This window comes from Paraburkholderia sp. BR10937 (assembly GCF_040965695.1).
Lineage (GTDB): Bacteria > Pseudomonadota > Gammaproteobacteria > Burkholderiales > Burkholderiaceae > Paraburkholderia.
On sequence record NZ_JBFRCL010000034.1, the window covers coordinates 23,940 to 45,857 of the forward strand.

Here is a 21,918-nt window from a genome sequence, read left to right on the forward strand (position 1 = left end):
CAAGCGACACGTACTGGATAGATGCAGGCAGCGTCGGCCATCGCGATTCCCGGCCCGCTGCGGTGCAACCGGCTATCATGTGAATTCACACCGTAGATGGAACGAATCAATCACATGGCTTCCCCCCAGGAAAACGTCAGCATGGCGGTGTTCTGCGACTTCGAGAACGTCGCGCTCGGCGTGCGCGACGCGAAGATCGACCGCTTCGATATCCAGCCCGTGCTGGAGCGGCTCTTGCTCAAGGGCAGCATCGTCGTGAAGAAGGCCTATTGCGACTGGGAGCGCTACAAGGGCTTCAAGGCCGCGATGCACGAGGCAAGCTTCGAGCTGATCGAAATTCCCCACGTGCGCCAGTCGGGCAAGAATTCGGCCGATATCCGTCTCGTCGTGGATGCGCTCGATCTCTGCTATACGAAGTCGCACGTCGACACGTTCGTGATCGTGAGCGGCGACTCCGACTTCTCGCCGCTCGTCTCGAAGCTGCGGGAAAACGCCAAGAAGGTGATCGGCGTGGGCGTGAAGCACTCCACCTCCGATCTGCTCGTCGCCAATTGCGACGAGTTCATCTTCTATGACGACCTGGTGCGCGAACTCGTGCGCGACCAGCACGCGCATGGCAAGGGCAAGAACAAGGACGGCGGCGGCGCGAAACGCCAGGGCGGCGAGGAACGGCAGCCGAAGCAGGACGGCGACGAGCGCAAGTCGAAGGCCGTGGCCTTCGCGATCGAAACGCTCGACGCGCTCGTGCTCGAGCGTGGCGAAAGCGGCAAGATCTGGGCTTCGGTGCTCAAGAGCGCCATCAAGCGCCGCCGGCCCGACTTCAACGAAACACGCTACGGCTTTCGCGCATTCGGCAATCTGCTCGAAGAGGCGCAGTCGCGCGGCCTGCTCGAAGTGGGCCGCGACGACAAGTCGGGGACCTGGGTGTCGCGACTGAACCCGCCCCCGCTCGCGGCTGCCGCCGCCAGCGTGTCAGCGCCGGAAAGCCCGGCGGCGCGTGCCGAAGAGCCGCGCGGCCGGCGCAAGGGCCGTCGCAACGGGCGCGGCGCCGCCGCCGCGGATGTGCGCGAAACCGCCGTCGAGCAACCGGTCGAGACGCAAGGCGAAATTCCGTTCGAGCCAGTCGAGGCGCTCGCGCACGCAGTGCATCGGCACGAAGCCGTGCCGCCCTTCTCCGCCGAGCCGTTCGACGCGAACGAGAGCACCCACGCGCCGCAAGAGGCTTACGGGGCGCATGCGGCAGCCGAGCCGGCTGCCGATGTCGAGCCCGCCGCGCCCGCCCCTGCGCGAGCGCGCAAGACGGCGGCCCGCAAGAGCCCTGCGCGCAAGAAGACAGCGAAGAAAGCGGCCGAAACGCCGGCCAGCACCGGCGAGGAAGCGGCGAGCGCCGCAGCAGCGCCGGCCGAACCCGCTGCCAGGAAGGCGCCGTCGCGTGCGCGTCGCGCGCGCAGCAAGGCCGCTGCGGAAGAAAGCTGAATATCGCGCCACGCGCGCCGCTCGCAGTGGGCGGCGCGCGGCGCATCGATCAATCGCCGAACGGATTCGCGGGGCGCTTGCCCTTCGCAGGCGGCGCTTCCTCGCTCTCGGGCGTGGTATCGCCGAAAGGATCGGGCTTGCCCGACGGCCCCGCCTTTCCAAACGGGTTCGCGCCCTGCGCGCGTTTCGATCCGCCAAACGGATTCTGTGCGGCGGCGCGCGTCGCTCCGCCGAACGGATCGCGCGGGTCGGCCGCGTCGCCGGCATCGTCCTCCACGGCTTCATCCTTTGCCTGCGCGAGGTTGTACTCGGCGCACACCTGCTCCAGTACGCGCGCCACGCTCGCTTCGAAGCCAGCCGCGTTATGAAAGTGCTGCATCGTCCAGTTGCAGCCGCTGCGGTCGGGCTCCTGCAGTTGCGGACGCGGCACGCCGATCTTCACGCCGTCGTCGACCACCTCCTGGAGCTTGTGGATGCGCCGGTGCACTTCCTCCTGCAGCCGCGAAGCATTGAGCGTCTTGCGCAACATTGCGAACCTCCTTTCCTGTACGCGTCACGTCGCGCGAGTCTAGCGCAATGGCCCGTCCGCGTCGCTACGTGGCCGGCGCGTTCATGTGCGCGAGCGCGTCACGCATCGAATCGCTCGGCACGATGAGTTGGCCCGTGAACGGCGTATCGAGGTCGGCGATCACATAGACCGCCGACGAAATCGACACCGCGCCAAGCAGGATCAGCACGATCGCCAGCGCGTTATGCGGCGCGACGAGCCCGAAGCTCAGAAAGATCAGGATCAGCCAGAGCGCGAGCATCGTGAAGAACGGCCGCGAAATCGTGCCGTGCGCCTCTTCGATCAGACGCCAGCGCGTATCGGTCACGCGGTCGAACATCTGCGAGAGCGGGCTCGCGAGCGCCTGGTGGTAGGCGTCGCGTGGCGCGAGCGTTTCGATCTCGTGGCCGACGGAATCGAGCAGCGCGCCGAGCGGCCGGCTCTCGAGTTCGTCGTTGCCGACGCCTGGATCATGCGGATAGTAGTTGCCGGGCGGCGGCTTTTCCTGCGCCCAGGTCGAGGCGATGGCACTCGCCGTATAGGCGCGCAGCAAGGTGCGCGCCGCGGCCGCGTCGGGGCCGTATTCGCGCAGGCGTTGATCGAGCTGGATCAGGTCGGCGGCGTAGGCGCGCATGTCGTTGGTCGCCGTATCGAAGCTCGATTTCGCGGACGCGGTGAGCAGGCTCAGCACGAGCGCCGCAAAGGTCACCAGCATGCCGATCACGAGTTGCACGAGCTGCACCGTTTCATGCTTGCGATGCTCCTCGGGCAATAGCGGCCGCAACAGCACGCCGAGGCCCGTGCCGCCGAGCAGCAGCGCGAACACGAGCAACGCCGACTGGATTTCGGTCATGGCGACGGCCTGCGCGCTTCGGTGGCGGCGTTTGCCATCTGCGCGGCGGGGTCGGTCTGCGCCGCTATGGGGGGCGCTGCGTGCACTTCGGCGCCGCCGACGCTCAATGCGTCGATGCGCGTATGAATCTCCTTCGCGTGTGCCTCGCCCGGCACGAGGTCTGGATGCGCGCGCGGCACCGCGAGCTTCCACGCGGCATCCAGCTCGCGCCGGATCGAATCGTAGATCTCCTTCGAAATCGAGCGGTCCTCGTACATGGCCTGCACGCGTTCGCGCCCTTCGCGCAGCGCATAGAGCAGCAGCATGCGCCGCTCTAGCACGTCCGAAGCCTGGCCGAAGCAGCGGCGCACGTCCGCGAGCCCATGCTCGGCCGTCGCGATGCGCGCCTTGAGTATCGTCTTGAGCAGCGCCGCGAGACGCTCGCCCAGCAGCGGCGTGAGGCTGCGGTCGTTGAAGACGATCAGCTGATGCAGCACCACCCGGCGACACATCAGGAGTTCGAAGCGATCGGCGAGCGCGTCGCCGTACGGCTGCCGCACGCGCAGCCAGCGATACAGCAGGCGCGCGACGCGCAACTCGATCGTGTCCGCGAGTATTTTTGCAGCGGCGCGCTGATAACCGAGGCGCCCGCCCACGCGCGCCTCCTCGATCATGGCGTCGGTGTTGCGCATCATGGCGTCGAGATTGCGGATCGTAATGATGCCGCTGCCATACTGCGGAATGAGATCGCGCTCCTTCGCCGCGAGGGTCACGAGGCCGATGACGAGACGCTCGCGGTCCGAGAGCGCCGCCTCGAAATCGAATGCCGTCGCGCTCATGTCCACGCTGCGCCGGAACGTATGGCAGGCCTGGTCGGCGATCGCATCGGGAATGTGAAAGGTGCGTGCCGCCATATGCACGCGCTCGGATACGCCGATCGACGAAAGCTGCACCGCCTTTTGCTGCAGCGCCTGCTCCTGGGGCGACAGCAGATCGAGGCGCAGCCGCCGGATCAGCAGCTTGAGCGACGTGCCGTTCACGATCAGGCTCACGAGCACGAAGCCCGTCGCGAGGATCGCGACGAAGCGGCGCGTGGAATCGGGCAGCGCCGTGTCCTGCGCGAGGCCGAGCGCGAGCACGAGCGTCACCGCGCCGCGCAGCCCGCCCCACGCGATCACGAGCTTGTAGGCGGGGCTCACGGGCTCGGTGAGCCGCAGTCGGCTCAGTAGCGGCAGCATGCCGAACACCACGACGACGCGCGCCGCGAACGCCGCCACCACCACGACGGCGAGCGCGACGAGATCGAGCCACTGCGCGTTGCGCAGCGTGGCCGGAATCTGCATGGCCGCGAGCAGAAAGATCGCCGCGCCCGCCATGGCCGCGATCTGTTCCCAAATCAGTTGCAGATGCTTCCAGTTGACAGGCGACAGGCGCGTGCTCCCCAGCCCGCTGATGACGAGCCCGGCCGCGACCACGGCCACCACGCCCGAGACGTGCAACATCTGGTCAGCGAGGAGATAGAGCGGATACGGCAGCGCGAAACTGAGCGAGATCTCGGCTTTGCCCTCGCCGCCCAGCGCCGGCAGGAACCACGCGAACGCGCGCCCGGCCAGCGCCCCGACCAGCAGCCCGCCGCCGAGCGCGATGCCGAGCGCGCGCAGCGCGGACGTTGCCGAGACATGCGCGGCGTCTCCTGTGATTGCGGCGATCAGCACGCCGGCAATGGCGATGGCGGCCGCATCGTTGAGCAGGCTCTCGCCTTCCACGAGGCGCACGAGCCGCGCGGGCGCGCCCACTTCGCGGAACACCGCGAGCACGGCGGAAGGGTCGGTCGTCGCGATCATGGCGCCGAGCAGGAGGCCGTCGGCGAGCGGACCGAGGCCCGTGAGCCGCACCGCGCCGCCCACCACGCCGGTCGCCACGAACACGGCCACCACGGCAAGCAGCAGAATCGGCGCCGCGTCGCCGAGCATCTCGCGCACGTTCACGCTGAGCGCGGCCTGGAATAGCAGCGGCGGCAGGAAGATCCACAGGTACGCCTCGGGCGGCAGCCGAGGCGCAAGCGCGGGCATCACGAAGTTCGCGGCGAGCGTGGGCCAGGCCTCGCCGCTCACGAGATAGATGCCGCCCAGCGTGAAACCCCACGCGGCGAGCAGGACCGATTCGGAAATCGACCAGCGCAGGCTTACCGCCTGCACGAGAGCGATGCTCGCCAGAAGGAAGCCGCTCAGGAGAAGGACGTGAATGACCATGGCGTGCAACCGTCACGGCGCCGGCAGCCACACCACGGTCAACGACCTCACCCCTTGTGCCCCCTGGATCAGCACGCCTTCGATATCGGCCGTCGCGGACGGCCCTGTGACGAGCGCCGCGTAGCGCGCGCTGCGAAAATCGTCGCGCCGGTACGCGTCCTGCAGCCCCGCAACCAGATGCGCGGGATCGAGCAGCACCACGAGATGCTGCACGATATAGCCGAGCGCGTTCACCACGTACTCGCGCTCGCTCAGCCAGAGCGATCCCGTTTCCGCCACGCCGAAGCGCGCGCGCACCACGCCCACGTCGACGTCTTCGAGCGAGGCCGGTTTCGTGGCGGCGCTGATCTCGCGCGTGCCCGGCACCTCCGGCGTGGCCGACGCGACGCGCGCCTCGCTGCCGAAGCGGCGCAGGATCATGGCGCGCACCTCGGCCGCGCTTTGCACCTGCGTCTCGCCGCCGCCCATCAGTTTGAGCGCGGCGCCAAAGCGCTCGCGCAGAGCGCCGGCGGGCGCTTCGAACAGCGGCACCTCGGGCAACGGTTCGTGCGCGGGTTGCGCGGCGCGCACGCGCGCGAGAAACGCCTCACGATCCGCCATCGCCGCCTCCCTTGCGGTTTTTCCGGTACCAGGCATGGAACGTCGTGTGCGGCACGTGCGGCAGATCGCGCTGCTTGCCCCAGATATTGAGCGGGTTGTAGAGCATGAAATTCGGCAAGCGCCGCAACGCGCCCTCGAGCGACTTCACCGTGCCGCGATAAAGCGTCGGACTGCCGAGCAACCGGCCAGCCATCTTCAGTACTTCCTGCTTCACGAACGGCACTTCGTGCTGTGCCGCGATGACCTGCCGCCACTGGTAGATCTGCTCGTGAATATTGATCTTCACGGGGCACACATTCGTGCAGCTGCCGTTGAGCGTCGAAGCGAACGGCAACGCGCTGAAGCGTTTGAGGTCGAAGGTCGGATTGATGATCGCCCCGATCGGCCCCGCATAGGTGCTGCCGTATGAGAGGCCGCCGCTGCGCCGGTAAACGGGACAGGTATTCATGCACGCGCCGCAGCGAATGCACTTGAGCGAATACCAGAACTCGGGCATGGCGAGCCGCTCGGACCTGCCGTTGTCGACGAGCACGAAATGCATTTCGGCGCCGGGCCGCGGCGCGCGGAAATGCGAGGTGTATTGCGTGATCGGCGAGCCGAGCGCGCTGCGCGAGAGCATGCGCACGAATACGCCGAGATCGGAAAGACGCGGAATCAGCTTCTCGATGCCCATCGAGACGATGTGCAGCGGCGGCACGTTGGCGGAAAGGTCCGCGTTGCCCTCGTTGGTGCACACCACCACCGTGCCCGTTTCGGCCACCGCGAAATTGCAGCCGGTCATGCCCGCCGTCTTCTCGCGCACGAACCACGGCCGCGTATTCATGCGCTGGCTTTCCGCGAGATAGTGAATGTCGTTGTTGTGCGGGTCCGTACCGATGGTGCGGCCGAACACTTCGGCCACGTCGTCGCGCAGCTTGTGCACGGCAGGTACGACGATATGGCTGGGCGGCTGCTTGTCGAGTTGCTGGATGCGCTCGCCAAGGTCGGTCTCCATCACCGAAATGCCGCGCGATTCCAGGTACGGACGCATCTCGCACTCGTCGGTGAGCATCGACTTGCTCTTCACGAGCGCCGTCATGCCGCGCTCGCTCAGGATGCGATAAACGATTTCGTTGTGTTCCTCGGCCGTATCCGCGAAATGGACCTGCACGCCATTGGCTTGCGCCGTGCGCGTGAAATGGTCGAGGTAGTCGGCGAGATGCGAGAGCGTATGCGCCTTGATTTGCGAGGCGAGCGTGCGCAGCATTTCCCATTCGGGGATGGCATGCGCCTGGGCGTCGCGCTTCGAGCGCAGGTCCCACAGACGCTTGTCGTGGAAGGCGACATGCTCGGGCCGCGAGAGAAACGTGCCGGCGAGCTTCGCGTGTTCGACTCGCTTCATTCGCGCGCTCCGTTCAGCACCTGGGCAATATGGATGAAGCGGATGTCCGCGTTCATGCGCTCGGCGCAGCCCTGCTGGTGCATGAGGCAGGACATGTCGGCCGACACGATGTATTGCGCGCCCGCGCTCACGTGATCGACCACCTTGTCCTGACCCATGCGCACCGACACCGCCTCTTCGGTCACGGCGAACGTGCCGCCGAAGCCGCAGCATTCGTCGGGGCGCGCCGGCTTCACGAATTCGATGCCCTTCACATGTTCGAGCAGCGCGAGTGGCTTCGAGAAGGTCGGACCCGCGATTTCCGAAACCGAGGCTTCCTTCAAGTGGCGTAGTGCGCTGCAGCTATTGTGCAAACCCACGCGCCAGGGAAATTCGGCCCAGGGGAATTCGCGCACGCCCAGCACGTCATGCAGGAACTCGACGAGTTCGTAGGTGCTCTCGCGCACCTTGCGCACGGCGTCGGTCTGCTCGATCGCGGTGAAGTGGTCGCGCACGTGATTCACGCAGCTCGCCGAAGGCCCGACGATATAGTCGTAGCCCGCGAAGGCGCGCGCAAAGACGCGCTCCGCACCGGCTGCCTCGGCCTGCGCGCCGCTGTTGGCCATGGGCTGGCCGCAGCAGGTTTGTTCGAGCGGATAGTCGACCTCGCAGCCTAAACGCTCCAGCAGCTCCAGTGTGGCGATTGCCACCTCGGGGTAGAACGCGTCGATGAAGCAAGGGACGAACAAGGCAACTTTCATGCGCGGGCTCACACGAAAAGCGGACCCGAACATTCTACTGCCGAACGGCGCGGGCGTCGCGCCAAGCGTGTACGCGCCGCGGGTTGCCGCGGCGCATCATGCGCGGTGGCTTTTCGCTCAAAAGTTGTGGCGAATGCCCGCGATCACGGCAAGCTGCTTGTCGGTGTTCGAATTCACGAGGTTCGGAATCTGCGCCAGGTTCTGCGTCGCGCCACTCGCGGCATCGATCCCGAGACCCGCCCCCGACGACTTCTGGCCGATCGCCACCGCATAAACCGCCGTGCGCTTGGAGAGGCTGTAAACCGCGCCCAGATTGATCTGGTGAAGCCGTGTGGACGAGCCGCCGTCCGGATGCGCGTCGTTGAAGATATAGGCGAAGCCGAACTGCAGCGCGGGCGAGTATTGCCACGACGTGTTCAGCTCGGCAATATCGAACGAAATGTCCGCGCCCTGCGGCCGCGCCGCGTTGGCGAAATACAGACTCTGCGAGAGAAGCGTATGGGTGTAGCTGAGCGCCACGCTGACCTTGTCGAACGCGTACGAGCCGCCTGCACCAAAAATACTCACGCGCTGCGCATTCTGTAATTCGCAGTACGATGCATTCGGATTGCTGCAACTGAAGTCGCCGATATAGCCGGGCTCGCCGCCCAGCGCCGCCTGCAGCGGATTGCGCAACTCGAGGTAGCCGGCGGAAAGTGAAAGCGGCCCGTTGGCATAGTTCGCCGCCACCGACCAGCCGCGGTTCTGCGAGAAATTGCCGGCCACGCCGCCGAAACTGAACAGGCCGCCCAACGTGAAGCCGCCGAAACTCGGGCTCACGTATTTGATCGAGTTATTGAAGTTGAACGCTTCATTGAGATTATCCACGTCGCCGAAGTGCGAGCCATAGAGCGTCGCCCAGTTGTTGCTCGACACGTAGGCACCCAGATCGTCGGAAAACGGATCGTACTGGCGGCCCAGCGTGAGCGTGCCGTAGTGGCTGTTCGCCACGCCCACCCAGGCGTTGCGGTTGAAGAGCGTGCCGCCCTGCAGCAGTGCGCCGTTCTGCGAGAAGAAGCTGTTTTCGAGCGTGAAGTTGACGCTCGTGCCGCCGCCGATGTCCTCGCTGCCCGTGAGACCCCAGCGTGACGGTACGAGGTTGCCGCCGCCCAGTTGCCAGTTGGCGTGGCCGCTCGTGCTGCCGTCGGCGCGCGTGGTCTGCTGGTTGGTCGAATAGATGAGGCCCGCGTCCACCGTGCCGTAAAGCGTGACTGAAGATTGCGCGTGTGCGCCAGTCGCGAGGGCGCACGAAGCCAGCGCCAGCGCCGAGCGCTTGACGAGATTTGCCATGTCGTTGTCTTTTCGAAGAGAGATGTGCCGCTGCGCTGCGTGCGCGTGCGCGGCCGAAGCGCGGCGCCGGGGAGCGCGCCGCACTGGTCAGGAACTGCGTGAATCGAGGACGTTGCGCGGAGCGCGTCGTGACCCTGTTGTTATTGGCCGAAGCGCGCGTAGATGTCCGGCCGCGAACGCTTGAGGACGAAGGCGATCAGCACGCCGATCAGCGCCACCGCGAGCACGACCCACGGGAACGCGCGCACGACGGGACTATCGGAGCCGGCGAGCGCGTCGAGATTGCCGATCAGCACGATGCCGATGGAGAGCAGACCACAGCCGCCCAGCACCGGGGCGAGCAAAGCGTGCCACAGACGCGTGTCCTTCTTCGTGGCGCGGAAAAACGCCGCCACCGAAAAACTCGTAACCGCCTGCAGCATGACGATGCCGATGGTGCCGAGCGCGGAGCCCCAGCTGAACACGATATTGAACGGATCGCTGCCCGCGATCACGAAAAGGCCCACCGGCACCGCGACCGAGAGCGTCTGCAGATAGCTCGCGAGATACGGCGACCCATACTTCGGATGCAGCCGATCGAGCACCGCGGGAAGAATCCCCTCGCCCGAGAGCGCATGGATGTAACGGACGATCGTGTTATGGAACGACAGCAGGCTCGCGAAGATGCTGGAAAGCAGCAGGAAGCTCATCGTCGTGGTCATCGCGCCACCCAGGTACTTCGTCGACTGGATGAACCAGAAGTCGCCCGGCTGTTTCGTCGCGACGTCCGCAACGCTACTGATGCCGTAGGCGCAAACGATGGCCCACGTGACGAACGCAAAGAACACGAGAATCAGCGTAACGGAAACATAAGTGGCGCGCGGCACCGTGACCTTCGGGTCGCGGCACTCCTTGCCGTAGATCGCCGTGGCCTCGAAACCGATGAACGACGCGAGCGCGAACATCACCGCGATGCCGAGGTGGCCGCTGAAAACGTGGCGCGGCGAAAACGGCGCGAGCGTGAGGCCGTCCGGTCCGCCATGACGAATCACGATCACGAGGCTCAGCAGCAGCAGGATGCCGAGTTCGAGACACATGAGCACGCCGAGCAGGCGGCTGTTGAGGTCGATGCCGCGAACGCCGGTGAACTGCACGACGACGAGGCACACGAATGAATACACGTACCACGGCAACGAACTATGCAGCAGTGGCCCGAGCACCACCGTGCAGAAGAAACCGAACAGGCCGTACAGTGCGATCTGGATGCTTGTGTACGAGAGCAGCGCGACGAGCGCGCCGGCCATGCCGACGGGGCGGCCGAAACCCGCCGTGATGTATGCGTAGAACGCGCCGGCGCGCACGATGTGGCGACTCATCGAAGCGAAGCCGACGCTGAACACGAGCAGCACCACGCCCGCGATCACGAATGCGCCGGGAATGCCCGCGCCATTGCCAAGGCTGATGGCCGGGGGCACCGCGCCCAGCATGCCGGTGAGCGGCGCCGCTGCGGAAATGACGAGAAAGACGATCTGCCAAAGCCCGAGCAGGCTGCGCTGTGAGTCCACTGCCGCGTTGTCTCCAACGAGGTGAGCGGGAGAAGAATACGGTTCGTTCATCGTTGCCTCTGCTGGTGTCTGTTCTGGGTTCGCCATACGACACGATGAAGAACCGCGTGCCTCCGGCGCTCGACGAATCGAATATCCCGATTCGGATTGAGCGCATGGTAGGCAGCTAATAAACTCGCTGACTTGGCGCAACGCGCCAATTACTCGATAAAGTGCGCCAGGGCTGGAGCGGGTTTTCACTTAACCGCGTTGAAGCGGTCGTTATTACCTTCGACATCCTGATTAATGCCATAGGCTGGGAATTCGTACTTTATTCAGCCCACAAACTTACTAAAAGCCATCAGTCCGCTTTCACGATTTGCGCGCTAGCGGGTTCGTTTCGCGCCTGCACGGCCCCAGTTGCGCGTCGCACGCCATAGCACCGTGGCGTCGGCATAACCCACCGCGCGGGCGACGGCCGCGTTGGTCATGCCGTCCTGCTCGCGCAGCACCGCCACGCTGCGCTCGCGCTCTTCACGAATGATCTGGCGCACGGAGGTCCCGGCGTCGGCCAGATGCCGCTGCAAGGAGCGGTCCGAAAGCCCGAGGTCCTTCGCGATATCGCCGACCACGAGCTTCTCGCGCGCGAGCCGACGCGTCACGAGATCGCGCACCTGGTCGACGAGCGTATGCGGGATCGTGTCGCGCGAAATGAGGTCGGTGGCGTGGCGCTCCATCATGCGCGCCATCTGCACGTCGGCGCTCTTGAGCGGCGTGTCGAGATCGTGCGGGTGCAGGACCACGCCGTTGGCCGGCTGCTGGAAGCGCACGGGCACGCGAAAGAGGCGCAGATATGGCTTGAGGTCCTCGGGCGCTGCGTGCTCGAAGTGAATCTCACACGGCGTCCACGCCGCGCCCCGCACCTGGCGAATCATGTGGCACATGGCGGATACGCTGTACTCGGCGTCCTGCCGGCGCGGCCAGATCTGCGTATGCGCGATGCGATAGCTCCACATCGGCCAGGCGTTGTCGCTCACGAGATCGACGGCCGTCGCGCTTTGCCACGAGCCGAGCGTATCGGTGAACTTACGGATTGCGGCGCCGAGCGTAGGCGACGACATGAACACGAGGCCAGCCGGCCCCAGTTCCGTGAGCTGCAATTCGGCGCCTAAACGCAGGCCGAGAAAGGGCTCGTCGAGCACTTGCGCCGCGCGTTCGAACGCGCCCACATAGCGCCCCAGCGCCACGATTTCATAGGGATTGGAAAGCTGCCGGCGACTCAGTCCGAACTCGGCCAGCAATGCATCGCAGTCCGCACCAGCGGCGTCGAGGGCACGCACGATGGGACCCATCACGGCACCGCGAATCATCGGAAACCCGCTATTGACAGGCACTCTTTTCATGTCTCGCTCCATTAGGGCCTGTATGCGTCGACGGTTTTAACCATCGATCTACTCTGGCGCACTCTATCGCCCCTTTGGCGCGTTTTGCAAGCGCGAAAAAAATACGGCGTTTCTACGATTCACCCATCGACATCGCACGAGACGAATGCGGAATCTTCATACCGTCCCATGCCCTGTTGCGCCCAACGCCTTCCTTACGAAATGCTTATGAACACGAATCCGAACGCGCATCCGCTCGACCCGTTGAGCCTCGCCGAAATGCAGCTTGCCTGTGACATCGTGAAAGCCGCCGAGCAACTCGATGAATATGGGCGCTTTCCTGTCACCGAATTGCGCGAGCCGCCCAAGGCGGAAGTGCTCGCATACAAGCACGGCGATTACCACTCGCGCCGCGCCTTCGTCATCGCGATCGATCGCACCCGCAGCCAGACGCTCGAATTCGTCGTGGACCTGCGCGAGAAGAAAGTGGAATCGCGCAAGGCGCTCGCCTTGCAAAACGCGCCCTATGGCCAGCCGCCCGTGATGATCGAAGACTTCATGAATGCGGAGCGCATCGTCAAGGAAGACACGGCATGGCGCGAGGCGGTGAAAAAACGCGGCCTCACCGAAGACGAACTCGAGCGCGTGCAGGTCGATCCGTTCTCCGCCGGCGCGTTTGATCGCCCGAACGAGAATGGCCGCCGCCTTGTGCGCTGCGTGAGCTACTACCGCGAGTCCCTGACCGACAACGGTTACGCGCACCCCATCGAAGGTGTCGTCGCCGTGGTAGACCTGCTCGCCTACAAGGTGATCGAGCTGATCGACGACGGCCGCATCATCCCCATTCCGCGCGCGAAACACAACTACGACACGCCGAGCCTCGGCGAACCGCGCGACACCGTCAAGCCGCTCTCCATCAGCCAGCCTGAAGGCCCGAGCTTCATGATAGACGGCTGGCAGGTTAGTTGGCAGAACTGGAAATTCCGCGTGGGTTTCACGCCGCGCGAAGGGCTCGTTCTTCACCAGATCACATGGGACGACGGCAAAAGCGCACCGCGCCCGATCGTCTACCGCGCGAGCGTGACCGAGATGTGCGTGCCCTACTCGGACCCCACCACGAACCACTACTGGAAAAGCGCATTCGATGCGGGCGAATACGGACTCGGCAAGCTCGCGAACCAGCTCGAACTGGGCTGCGATTGCCTCGGCACGATCCGCTATTTCGACATTCCTTCCGCCGACGACTTCGGCAACGGCTTCACCATGAAGAACGCCGTTTGCCTGCACGAAGAGGACTACGGCACGCTCTGGAAGCACTATGAGTTCCGCACCGGCGTGTTCGAGATGCGCCGCTCGCGCCGCCTCGTGATCTCGTTCTTCGCGACGGTGGGCAATTACGACTACGGCTTTTACTGGTACTTCTATCAGGACGGCACGATCCAGCTCGAGTGCAAGCTCACGGGCATCATCCAGACCTCGGCGGTGGCCGATGGCGACACGTACCCGTGGGGCGGCATGGTCACCGAAAACCTGGGCGGGCCGACGCATCAGCACTTCTTCAACGCGCGCCTGCACATGATGGTGGACGGCGAGAAGAACGCCGTCACCGAGCACGAATTCGTGCCGCGCGCGATGGGTGCCGGGAATCCGTACGGCAACGTGTTCGATACGACCAAGCGCGTGCTCAAGACCGAGCAGGAAGCGGCGCGCAATGCCAACGGTCAGACCGGTCGTTTCTGGAAAGTGGTGAACCCGAACGTGAAGAACCGCGTCGGCGCGAATCCGGGCTACAAGCTCATCATCAACGATTCGCCGCTCATGCTCGCCGACCCCAACTCGAAGGTGCGCCAGCGCGGCGGCTTCGCCACGCGCCACGTGTGGGTCACGCCTTACGACACGACGCAGCGCTACGCGAGCGGCGACTACCCGAACCAGCACGCGGGCGGCGACGGCCTGCCCCGCTATATCGAGGCGAACCGCAACGTGGAGAACGAGGACATCGTGCTGTGGCACAGCTTCGGCCACACGCACGTGTGCAAACCCGAGGATTTCCCCGTGATGCCGGTGGAGTATGCGGGCTTCATGCTCAAGCCCAACAACTTCTTCTATGGCAATCCCGCGATGGACCTGCCGGGCGGGCGCGATCCGCACAGCGTGCAGGACGGCGCAGACGCGCCCGAAGCAAAATCGTGCTGCCGCAGCAAGCGGTGAGCAGGCGATGATGCCGCTTAAGCGCCGCCTGGCTGCGATGCACGCCGCGCGCCCGCTGTGTGTATGGGCGTCGATCACCGGTGGCGCGGGCGCGCTTGCGGGAGGCGTCATGATCGCGGCGATGCAGGCCGGCACGCCGTTCGCCGCATTCGCCGCGAGCACGCTTGCCTTGCTTGCGATGGCGCTGATCCCGGGCACGCTCGCGCGCGGCTTCGCCACGCGTGCCACCGTGCCGATCGCGAGCGCACTCGTACTCACGATGGCGGCAATGGGCACCGGTGCACACACAGGCGAAACGTTCGCGCAGACGCCGCTCATCCTGGGCGGCGTCGTCCTGCTCGCCATTGCGTGCATGCACTTGCGGCGCACGCGTGATAGCGCGGCAAGATCGGTGCATACGCATACCATTGCGCCGGCGTGGCGCAACGACATGCTGCTGATCGCACCCGCGCTGCTTGCGGGCCTGTCGAGTGGCGTGCTCGCGCGCTTCCAGTTTTTCGCGCTCTGCGGCGGCGCCGCGATATCCGTGACGCAGGTCGTGACGTCACTCGCCGCGGTGAGTCTCGCAGGCTGGCTCGCCGATCGCGTCGATTACCGGCGCGCGCTGCTCGTGCTCTTCGTATTGCGTGGCGCGCTGCTCGTCGCGCTCACGTTCGATTGCCTCGCGCCGTGGGCCGCGCTCGCTGCCCCCGCATTCGCCGTGCTCGACTACCTGACGCTCCCCACGCTCATGCGCGGTGGGCGAGCGTCGCGCGCGCCGGGCGCCGGCTGTCCCGGCCTCGCCCATCACGCGGGCATGCTGGCAGGCGCGGCGCTCGCCGCCACGTCATGGGGCTTTGGACAAGGCTTCTACGCGCTGTTCCTCATTGGCGGCACGCTCAATCTTGCATGCGCATACGCATTCTCGACGCCACGCCGATTCCGTACGCGCGCGCCCTACCCTGCTTCAGCCGCACTCGCTGCGGGCAACGCAATCGATTTACGCTGAGACACTCACCAAATAAACATTCGCATTACTACCGAAATCAGGAGACGGAATGGACCGCCAGGACTTCACGCACTCGATCCGCACGCAGATGTTCGTCGACGGACGTTTTAGCGAAAGCGGCAACGGCCGCGCGTTTGCCGTATTCGACCCCGCCACGGGCGCGGAGATCGCGCAGGTGCCCGACGCCAGCGACGCCGACATCGACGCCGCCGTCACCGCGGCGCGCCGCGCTTTCGAAGCCGACACGTGGCGGCGCATGCCGCCCGCCGCACGCGAGCGCCTGCTGCTCAAGCTCGCCGACCTCGTCGAGCAGCACGGCGACGAACTCGCCGCGCTCGAAACACTCAACCAGGGCAAGCTGCTCGGCTTCTCGAAGATGCTCGAAGTGGGCGGCAGCGTGCAATGGCTGCGCTACATGGCCGGCTGGGCCACGAAGATCGAGGGCAGTACCGTGGATCTCTCCCTCGCGTTCCCGCCCGGCGTGCGCTACAACGCCTCCACGCGGCGCGTACCCGCGGGCGTGGTCGCCGCGATCGTGCCGTGGAACTTTCCGCTGCTGATGGCGGTCTGGAAAATCGCGCCCGCGCTCGCCTGCGGCTGCACCGTGGTGCTCAAGCCCGCCGAGGAAACGCCGCTCACCGCCATCCGCCTCGCCGAACTCGCGCACGAAGCCGGCTTTCCGCCGGGCGTGTTCAATGTCGTCACGGGCCAGGGCGAAACGGCAGGCGCGGCGCTCGTGCGCCATGCACAGGTCGACAAGGTCACCTTCACGGGTTCGACCGAAGTGGGCCGCATCATCGGCAAGCAATGCGCGAGCGACCTCAAGCGCGTGTCGCTGGAACTGGGCGGCAAGAGCCCCGTGATCGTGCTCGACGACTGCGATCCGCAGCGCGCGATCGAAGGCGCGGCCGGCGCAATCTTCTTCAATCATGGCCAGGTCTGCACGGCAGGCTCGCGCCTGTATCTGCCGCGCGCGCGTTTTGATGAGATCGTCGACGGCATTGCACAGGTTGCGCGCACAACCGTGCTCGGCTCGGGTTTCGACGCGGCCACGCAGATGGGCCCGCTCGTTTCGGCGCGCCATCGCGCCAAGGTCGCCGGCATGATCGCGCAGGGAAGCGCCGAAGGCGGCGAGATCGTGGCAGGCGGCGGCGACGGCAATCGGCCCGGCTTCTTCATCGAGCCCACGGTGATTGCGAACGCATCCAACAAGCCGCTTACCGTCGTGCGCGAAGAGGTGTTCGGGCCGGTGCTCGTCGCCATGCCGTATGACGATGTCGAGGAAGCCATCGCGGCAGCGAACGCTTCGGAGTATGGCCTCGGCGCGAGCGTCTGGACCAACCAGCTCGACCGCGCGCTACGCGTGGTGGACGGCGTGCAAGCGGGCACGGTATGGGTGAATACGCACAACATGGTCGACCCGGCGCTGCCCTTCGGCGGCTTCAAGGCCTCGGGCATCGGCCGCGAGCACGGCCGCGCGATCATCGACGCGTACACGGAGACGAAATCCGTCTGCATCGCCTACTGAGCACCGCCATGCGGCATTGTTAATCGAAATGGAATGATGAAACCCGGCGGCACGCAATGATCGCCGCCGCGGTTTCGTCCATGATCGAGCCCGTTCTCACCACTCACGAGAAGGACCCCGATCATGAACGCATCCACGAATTCGCGCGGCGTCGCCATCGTCACGGGCGCCTCGCGCGGCATCGGCGCCGCCATTGCCGAACGTCTCGCGCGCGACGGTTACGCCGTCGTCATCAACTACGCTTCGCGCAGCGCCGAAGCCGAGGCGCTCGTCGCGAAGATCGCGGCGGGCGGCGGTCGCGCGATTGCCGTGCAAGCGAACATCGCGAAGGCCGACGACGTGCGCCGCCTCTTCGAAACCACCGCCGAAAAGCTTGGCCAGCCCGCACTGCTCGTGAACAACGCGGGCATCATGAAGACGGTCACGGTCGCCGACTCCACCGACGCGATCTACGACGAAACCTTCGACATCAACGTGCGCGGCACGCTCAACACGCTGCGCGAAGCGGCGACGAAGCTCGCGGATGGCGGCCGCGTAATCAACCTTTCGACCTCCGTGCTCGCGATGAATCTGCCCGGTTACGCGCTGTATACGGCGAGCAAGGCGGCCGTGGAGACGATCACGCGCGTGTTCGCACGCGAACTGCGCGGCCGCTCCATCTGCGTGAACGCGATTGCGCCGGGACCGGTGGCGACAGAATTGTTCCTCAGCGGCAAGACCGAAGAGCAGGTCCAGCATTTCGCGAACATGCCGCCGCTGCAGCGTCTCGGGCAACCCGACGATATCGCGAGTGTCGTGTCGTTCCTCGCGGGCCCGGACGGCGGCTGGGTCAACGGCCAGGTACTACGCGCGAACGGCGGGATCGTGTGACGCGCCGCCCGGCGCGGGTTCGCGTCTGAACCCGGGCAGGACGTGGTCTGAGGGCAAGGCGCCGTGGCGTGAAACCGCCGGTCCCGGCCGGTGCTACACTCCGTGCTCGCAAACGGTCAACAGACAGGGCCGGTGCTATGGCGCGCCGGCTCATATTGCGCCCTCAACCACTCCAGACCATGTATTTGTCCATCTTCGCCGTCGGCATTGGCGGCGCGCTCGGTTCGCTGCTGCGCTGGGTTCTCGGGATACGCCTGAATGCCCTTTACCCTGAACTGCCGCTCGGCACGCTAGCGTCGAACATCATCGCGGGCTATGTGATCGGCGTCGCGGTCGCCTACTTCGGGCGCATGCCCCAGCTCTCCGCCGAATGGCGCCTTTTCGTCATTACCGGCCTCATGGGCGGCCTCTCCACGTTCTCGACCTTTTCAGCCGAAGTCGTTTCGCATCTGCAGCACGGACGTTTCGGCTGGGCCGCGGGCGAAATCGCCATTCACGTGTGCGCCTCCGTCGTCATGACGATCCTTGGCATCGCAACGGTCTCGGCACTGATTCGCTGATCGGCAACGAAAACGGCCGCGTTCGCGAATGGCGAACGCGGCCGCCGCATGGATGAGACGACGGGAAGATCAGGCAGGACGCTGATAGCCGCCCAGCAAACCGTTCTTCGAAAACACCCACTGCCACAGCTGGATGTCGCGCGCACGGAACGCCCCGGCGCACGAAAGCAGGTAATAACGCCACATGCGGTAGAACCGCTCGCCCATCTGCGCCTTGAAACGCGGCCACGCGGCCTCGAAATTCGCGTGCCACGCCATTAGCGTGCGATCGTAGTCGGCGCCGAAGTTATGCAGGTCTTCGGCCACGAAGAGGCCGCCCGAAGCGTCGGCGATCTGGCCGATGGTCGGCAGCTCGCCGTTCGGAAAGATGTATTTGTCGATCCACGGATCGGGCGTGGTATCGCGGCGGTTCTTGCCAATGGTGTGCAGTACGAACAGACCGTCGTCGACAAGACACCGCTGCGCGACTTCCATATAGGTGCGATAGTTCTTCGGGCCCACGTGCTCGAACATGCCCACGCTCGCAATGCGGTCGAACTTCTCGTCGAGCAACCGGTAGTCCTGCAGGCGGAATTCGACGGGCAGATCCTTGCAGCGCTCGGCACCGAGCGCTGCCTGCTCCTTCGAGATCGTGACGCCCACGCACGACACGCCATAGTGTTCGGCCGCGAACTTCATGAGGCTGCCCCACCCGCAGCCGATGTCGAGCAGGCGCATGCCGGGCTTCAGGCCCAGCTTGCGGCAGATGAGATCGAGCTTGGCGTCCTGCGCCTCGTCGAGCGTCTTCGCGCCGCCCGACCAGTAGCCACAGGTATAGGCCATGTTCTTGTCGAGCATCGCCTCGTAGAACTCGTTGCCGATATCGTAGTGCTGCTGGCCCACCTTCCATGCCCGGCGCACGGTCTGGCGGTTCATGAGGCGCGCCTTGAGCGCGTAGAAGACGAGACGGGAGGGATCGATCTGGTCATCTAGATGCGCGCGCAACACATGTGCGAAGAATTCGTCGAGCTGCTCGCAGTCCCACTGGCCGTCCATGTAGGCCTCGCCGAGGCCCAGATTGCCGAGCGCCAATACGCGCTCGGGCAACTGCGGATCGTGAATCCGCATGTCCCACGGCCGGGTGCCGTTGAACTTCACGTCTGCGCGCGCCAATAGCTGGGCTATAAACCGCCAGGCCCCCGAAACGGTGGCCTCACGAACGGGTTGAGCTGCTTCGAGATCAGTCGTTGCCATACGTGCTCCATGCGGCTGGAGCGGGTCCTTGGTACCGTGCTCCGATGCCATTCAAGAGGTTGCTATCAAGACATTCGTCGTCGCGCGCGCTGCGAGAAACTCTATGATGCACCTACTTCAAAAAACGTGCAGGAACACGCACAGGCCATACGGGGCGGGCCATAATCGCAAACTCGACAAAACCCATCGCCCCTGCGCGAGCAAACGGCGCGCCCGAACTGGAGAGACTGACCATGGCCTACGACGACAAGAACATCTTCGCCCGCATCCTGCGCGGCGAAGCACCCTGCATCAAGGTGTACGAGGACGACGCGACGCTCGCGATCATGGACGTCATGCCGCAATCCGAAGGCCATCTGCTCGTGCTGCCGAAGGAAGGCGCCGAGTTCATCTATGAGCTCTCTCTGGAAGCCGGCGCCGCCGCGATGGCGACGGTGCAGAAGATGGCGGTCGCGATGCGCAAGGTGCTTGCACCCGAAGGCCTGTTGATCGCGCAGTTCAACGGCGCTGCCGCCGGGCAGACCATACCGCACGTGCACTTTCACCTGATTCCGCGCCGCGCGGGTGAAGAGCTGCGTCCGCATGCGCGCGAAATGGCCGACATGGGGCAGCTCGAAGCGCTGGCCGCGCGCATTCGTGCCGCGCTGTAAACAATATGTATTGGTAACGTTAGTTATTCATAAGATTCAAATGCCGTCGAATTGCACGAATTCGTCGAGCGGGACGCGCGCCGAGCGCCACTGGTTGATGGGCGCGTCCGCGTCTTCGTGACCGATCGCCATGCCGCAGAACACCATGCGTTCGCGCGGCAAGGCGAGAAACTCGCCAACGCTCTGCGCGTAGCGCGCCCAGCATTCCTGCGCGCAGCTATGCAGGTCGGCTTCGCGCAGGAGCAGCATCACCGTCTGCAGGAACATGCCGAGGTCGGCCCATTGCGGCGGCCCCATCTGACGATCCACGCTGCAAAAGAGCGCGAGCGGCGCATCGAAAAACGCGTAGTTGCGCGCGAATTGTCGTAGCCGGCCGGGCCGGTCCTCGCGCGCCACATCGATGCTGCGGTAAAGATCCTCGCCCACCTGAAAACGACGTTCGCGATACGGCGAACCCAGCTCGCGCGGATACACGTCGTACTCCATCGGCTCGCCCGCCGGCGCCTGCGCAATGCGATCGGCCATGATCGACTTGAGCTTCGCGAGCGATTCGCCGCCGACGACATGAACATGCCAAGGCTGCAGATTGCCGCCCGAGGGCGCGCGCGCAGCGGTATCGAGCACGCGGCGGATGACGGCGGGGTCCACTGGATCGGGCAAAAACTGGCGCACGGACCTGCGGCTGGTGACGGCTTCGCTGACCTTCAAGCAGATTCTCCTCGGGGGATCGACGAAGCATTATCGGCGATCCCCCGCGCGGCTGCCGACGCCACATAGGTCCGCGTTGGCGTCAGAACTTGTGACGGATGCCCACCACGACGAGCGCCTGATTGTCGGCGCCCGAGCTCACGCCAAAGTCGCCGATCGATGCCTGCGCAACGACAGTCGGACCCTTGGCGTCGAGCGTGCGGCCGCTCGCCTTCTGATAGCCGGCGAGCGCGGTCCTTGCGAGGCGGCTGCAAGGTCGGCGCGGCAACGTCACGGAATGCCCGGCAAGCGGGGAACGAACGATTTCTGCGTTGCTTAAGCGGCGCCGGAGACTCTGCAAAGCGCAGATCATGCCAGGCGCGGCGCGGGCGCTTTCCTCCGGCGCGCGGAGTCTGCTATAATTCGCCTCCCGCCGGAGAGATGGATGAGCGGTTTAAGTCGCACGCCTGGAAAGCGTGTATAGGTTAATAGCCTATCGGGGGTTCGAATCCCCCTCTCTCCGCCAAACACCCCCAATTGATGCGGGTTTCCGGGCGATTTTCGACGCGCCCCATCATCCGGCCCATCATTCCCAAATCGTCGCCCGCCCCGAACGCATCGCGTTTGCGCAATGGCGCGGCATCGCTTCCGCACGTCACCGGCCAGAGCTACACTCGCGCCAGCGCCCCTACCGGGCGCGCGAGGTGACCGCCATGTATTCAACCAAGCTGCTTCCCTTCCTAGCCGCTACGTTCGCGGTCGCCGCGCACGCACAGACCGTCATTGGCTCCGATGGACGGACTTACATGGTCCTGCCGCAATCGCAGCCGCAAGCCCAAGGCTCCATCTATGGCGCGTATCAGCGCGCGGAAGAATCGAACGCGCAAACCGAACTGCTCCAGCAACAAGCCGAACTATTGCGGCAACAAGCGGCATTGCTGCAACAGCAACGAGAGCAGATGGAGCAGAAGTAAGGCGCGACGCGGTAGATGAACGCCTCGCCGGGCCCCACCCTAGCACTCCCGCGCGGATCAGCCGGGGGTGGGGGGAAAATTCGCGAACGCGCGAGGGGGATATAGCCCTGTCCTGTGGTCGCGCAGAGTTTGGGGCAAAGAACTGCGGGTGATAG

General features: G+C 65.2%; 18 protein-coding genes, 1 tRNA gene and 2 pseudogenes. 9 read left to right on the plus strand and 12 right to left on the minus strand.

The window, feature by feature from the left end; translation table 11 throughout:
* The first annotated feature begins 114 nt into the window (after positions 1–114).
* Positions 115–1,476, plus strand: a complete 1,362-nt coding sequence (locus AB4Y44_RS25810) for an NYN domain-containing protein (protein WP_368701238.1) — start codon at positions 115–117, stop codon at positions 1,474–1,476.
* A gap of 295 nt (positions 1,477–1,771) precedes the next feature.
* Here AB4Y44_RS25810 and AB4Y44_RS25815 read toward each other — a convergent pair.
* The 9 genes and pseudogenes from AB4Y44_RS25815 to AB4Y44_RS25855 all read right to left on the minus strand — a co-directional run.
* Positions 1,772–2,005 (minus strand): annotated as a pseudogene (locus AB4Y44_RS25815) (hypothetical protein); the annotation flags it as partial.
* Between the two features lie 64 nt (positions 2,006–2,069).
* A complete protein-coding gene (locus tag AB4Y44_RS25820; protein ID WP_342921934.1) occupies positions 2,070–2,876 on the minus strand; it encodes a hypothetical protein in 807 nt (268 codons plus the stop codon).
* The gene (locus AB4Y44_RS25825; RefSeq protein ID WP_368701239.1) at positions 2,873–5,107 is read right to left on the minus strand and encodes a cation:proton antiporter; all 2,235 of its coding nucleotides are present in this window, start codon (positions 5,105–5,107) and stop codon (positions 2,873–2,875) included. The genes AB4Y44_RS25820 and AB4Y44_RS25825 overlap by 4 nt, the downstream gene beginning before the upstream one ends.
* Positions 5,108–5,119: 12 nt before the next feature.
* Positions 5,120–5,707 carry a lactate utilization protein C gene (locus AB4Y44_RS25830; protein WP_368701240.1) on the minus strand — a complete coding sequence of 196 codons (588 nt, stop codon included), beginning with the start codon at positions 5,705–5,707 and terminating at the stop codon, positions 5,120–5,122.
* Positions 5,694–7,088, minus strand: coding sequence for a lactate utilization protein B (locus tag AB4Y44_RS25835; RefSeq protein WP_368686543.1), 1,395 nt, complete (start codon positions 7,086–7,088; stop codon positions 5,694–5,696). The genes AB4Y44_RS25830 and AB4Y44_RS25835 overlap by 14 nt, the downstream gene beginning before the upstream one ends.
* Positions 7,085–7,828 carry a (Fe-S)-binding protein gene (locus tag AB4Y44_RS25840; protein WP_342921930.1) on the minus strand — a complete coding sequence of 248 codons (744 nt, stop codon included), beginning with the start codon at positions 7,826–7,828 and terminating at the stop codon, positions 7,085–7,087. Before AB4Y44_RS25840 ends, AB4Y44_RS25835 begins: the two co-directional genes overlap by 4 nt.
* A gap of 117 nt (positions 7,829–7,945) precedes the next feature.
* Positions 7,946–9,157 (minus strand): porin, encoded by a 1,212-nt coding sequence (locus AB4Y44_RS25845; protein ID WP_368701241.1) that lies wholly within the window; start codon positions 9,155–9,157, stop codon positions 7,946–7,948.
* A gap of 140 nt (positions 9,158–9,297) precedes the next feature.
* The gene (locus tag AB4Y44_RS25850) at positions 9,298–10,752 is read right to left on the minus strand and encodes an APC family permease (protein ID WP_368701242.1); all 1,455 of its coding nucleotides are present in this window, start codon (positions 10,750–10,752) and stop codon (positions 9,298–9,300) included.
* Positions 10,753–11,066: 314 nt separating this feature from the next.
* Positions 11,067–12,083 (minus strand): AraC family transcriptional regulator, encoded by a 1,017-nt coding sequence (locus tag AB4Y44_RS25855; protein ID WP_368701243.1) that lies wholly within the window; start codon positions 12,081–12,083, stop codon positions 11,067–11,069.
* Between the two features lie 207 nt (positions 12,084–12,290).
* Here AB4Y44_RS25855 and AB4Y44_RS25860 point away from each other — a divergent pair, with 207 nt between their 5' ends.
* From AB4Y44_RS25860 to crcB, 5 genes are all read left to right on the plus strand, one after another.
* Positions 12,291–14,273: a primary-amine oxidase gene (locus tag AB4Y44_RS25860; RefSeq protein ID WP_368701244.1), complete on the plus strand. Its 1,983-nt coding sequence runs from the start codon at positions 12,291–12,293 to the stop codon at positions 14,271–14,273.
* A gap of 7 nt (positions 14,274–14,280) precedes the next feature.
* Positions 14,281–15,261 (plus strand): hypothetical protein, encoded by a 981-nt coding sequence (locus AB4Y44_RS25865; RefSeq protein ID WP_368701245.1) that lies wholly within the window; start codon positions 14,281–14,283, stop codon positions 15,259–15,261.
* 49 nt (positions 15,262–15,310) lie between these two features.
* A complete protein-coding gene (gene styD / locus AB4Y44_RS25870) occupies positions 15,311–16,789 on the plus strand; it encodes a phenylacetaldehyde dehydrogenase StyD (protein ID WP_368701246.1) in 1,479 nt (492 codons plus the stop codon).
* A 123-nt stretch (positions 16,790–16,912) separates the two neighbouring features.
* Positions 16,913–17,659 (plus strand): SDR family oxidoreductase, encoded by a 747-nt coding sequence (locus AB4Y44_RS25875; RefSeq protein ID WP_342921923.1) that lies wholly within the window; start codon positions 16,913–16,915, stop codon positions 17,657–17,659.
* Between the two features lie 179 nt (positions 17,660–17,838).
* Positions 17,839–18,219, plus strand: a complete 381-nt coding sequence (gene crcB / locus AB4Y44_RS25880; RefSeq protein WP_028208288.1) for a fluoride efflux transporter CrcB — start codon at positions 17,839–17,841, stop codon at positions 18,217–18,219.
* 69 nt (positions 18,220–18,288) lie between these two features.
* On the opposite strand, the gene cfa is transcribed toward crcB, so the two are convergent.
* Complete coding sequence (cfa, locus tag AB4Y44_RS25885; RefSeq protein WP_342921922.1) at positions 18,289–19,452, minus strand: cyclopropane fatty acyl phospholipid synthase; 1,164 nt, start codon at positions 19,450–19,452, stop codon at positions 18,289–18,291.
* A 233-nt stretch (positions 19,453–19,685) separates the two neighbouring features.
* On the opposite strand from cfa, the gene AB4Y44_RS25890 reads away from it, so the two are divergent.
* Complete coding sequence (locus tag AB4Y44_RS25890) at positions 19,686–20,102, plus strand: HIT family protein (RefSeq protein WP_368701247.1); 417 nt, start codon at positions 19,686–19,688, stop codon at positions 20,100–20,102.
* Between the two features lie 36 nt (positions 20,103–20,138).
* On the opposite strand, the gene AB4Y44_RS25895 is transcribed toward AB4Y44_RS25890, so the two are convergent.
* Positions 20,139–20,810 carry a nitroreductase gene (locus AB4Y44_RS25895; RefSeq protein WP_368701248.1) on the minus strand — a complete coding sequence of 224 codons (672 nt, stop codon included), beginning with the start codon at positions 20,808–20,810 and terminating at the stop codon, positions 20,139–20,141.
* Positions 20,811–20,892: 82 nt separating this feature from the next.
* Positions 20,893–21,042: pseudogene (locus AB4Y44_RS25900) on the minus strand (porin); the annotation flags it as partial.
* Positions 21,043–21,224: 182 nt separating this feature from the next.
* On the opposite strand from AB4Y44_RS25900, the gene AB4Y44_RS25905 reads away from it, so the two are divergent.
* Positions 21,225–21,315, plus strand: a tRNA-Ser gene (locus AB4Y44_RS25905).
* Positions 21,316–21,493: 178 nt separating this feature from the next.
* Positions 21,494–21,763 (plus strand): hypothetical protein, encoded by a 270-nt coding sequence (locus AB4Y44_RS25910; protein WP_368701249.1) that lies wholly within the window; start codon positions 21,494–21,496, stop codon positions 21,761–21,763.
* Positions 21,764–21,918 lie beyond the last annotated feature (155 nt).

What these genes read in the sequence shown, in the direction of transcription:
- AB4Y44_RS25835 (WP_368686543.1), bottom strand. Translation starts at nt 7,088, where the DNA reads ATGAAGCGAGTCGAACACGCGAAGCTCGCCGGCACGTTTCTCTCGCGG.
- AB4Y44_RS25875 (WP_342921923.1), top strand. Translation starts at nt 16,913, where the DNA reads ATGAACGCATCCACGAATTCGCGCGGCGTCGCCATCGTCACGGGCGCC.
- AB4Y44_RS25840 (WP_342921930.1), bottom strand. Translation starts at nt 7,828, where the DNA reads ATGAAAGTTGCCTTGTTCGTCCCTTGCTTCATCGACGCGTTCTACCCC.
- AB4Y44_RS25830 (WP_368701240.1), bottom strand. Translation starts at nt 5,707, where the DNA reads ATGGCGGATCGTGAGGCGTTTCTCGCGCGCGTGCGCGCCGCGCAACCC.
- crcB (WP_028208288.1), top strand. Translation starts at nt 17,839, where the DNA reads ATGTATTTGTCCATCTTCGCCGTCGGCATTGGCGGCGCGCTCGGTTCG.
- AB4Y44_RS25860 (WP_368701244.1), top strand. Translation starts at nt 12,291, where the DNA reads ATGAACACGAATCCGAACGCGCATCCGCTCGACCCGTTGAGCCTCGCC.
- cfa (WP_342921922.1), bottom strand. Translation starts at nt 19,452, where the DNA reads ATGGCAACGACTGATCTCGAAGCAGCTCAACCCGTTCGTGAGGCCACC.
- AB4Y44_RS25855 (WP_368701243.1), bottom strand. Translation starts at nt 12,083, where the DNA reads ATGAAAAGAGTGCCTGTCAATAGCGGGTTTCCGATGATTCGCGGTGCC.
- AB4Y44_RS25810 (WP_368701238.1), top strand. Translation starts at nt 115, where the DNA reads ATGGCTTCCCCCCAGGAAAACGTCAGCATGGCGGTGTTCTGCGACTTC.
- AB4Y44_RS25865 (WP_368701245.1), top strand. Translation starts at nt 14,281, where the DNA reads ATGATGCCGCTTAAGCGCCGCCTGGCTGCGATGCACGCCGCGCGCCCG.
- AB4Y44_RS25825 (WP_368701239.1), bottom strand. Translation starts at nt 5,107, where the DNA reads ATGGTCATTCACGTCCTTCTCCTGAGCGGCTTCCTTCTGGCGAGCATC.
- styD (WP_368701246.1), top strand. Translation starts at nt 15,311, where the DNA reads ATGGACCGCCAGGACTTCACGCACTCGATCCGCACGCAGATGTTCGTC.
- AB4Y44_RS25845 (WP_368701241.1), bottom strand. Translation starts at nt 9,157, where the DNA reads ATGGCAAATCTCGTCAAGCGCTCGGCGCTGGCGCTGGCTTCGTGCGCC.
- AB4Y44_RS25850 (WP_368701242.1), bottom strand. Translation starts at nt 10,752, where the DNA reads ATGAACGAACCGTATTCTTCTCCCGCTCACCTCGTTGGAGACAACGCG.
- AB4Y44_RS25890 (WP_368701247.1), top strand. Translation starts at nt 19,686, where the DNA reads ATGGCCTACGACGACAAGAACATCTTCGCCCGCATCCTGCGCGGCGAA.
- AB4Y44_RS25820 (WP_342921934.1), bottom strand. Translation starts at nt 2,876, where the DNA reads ATGACCGAAATCCAGTCGGCGTTGCTCGTGTTCGCGCTGCTGCTCGGC.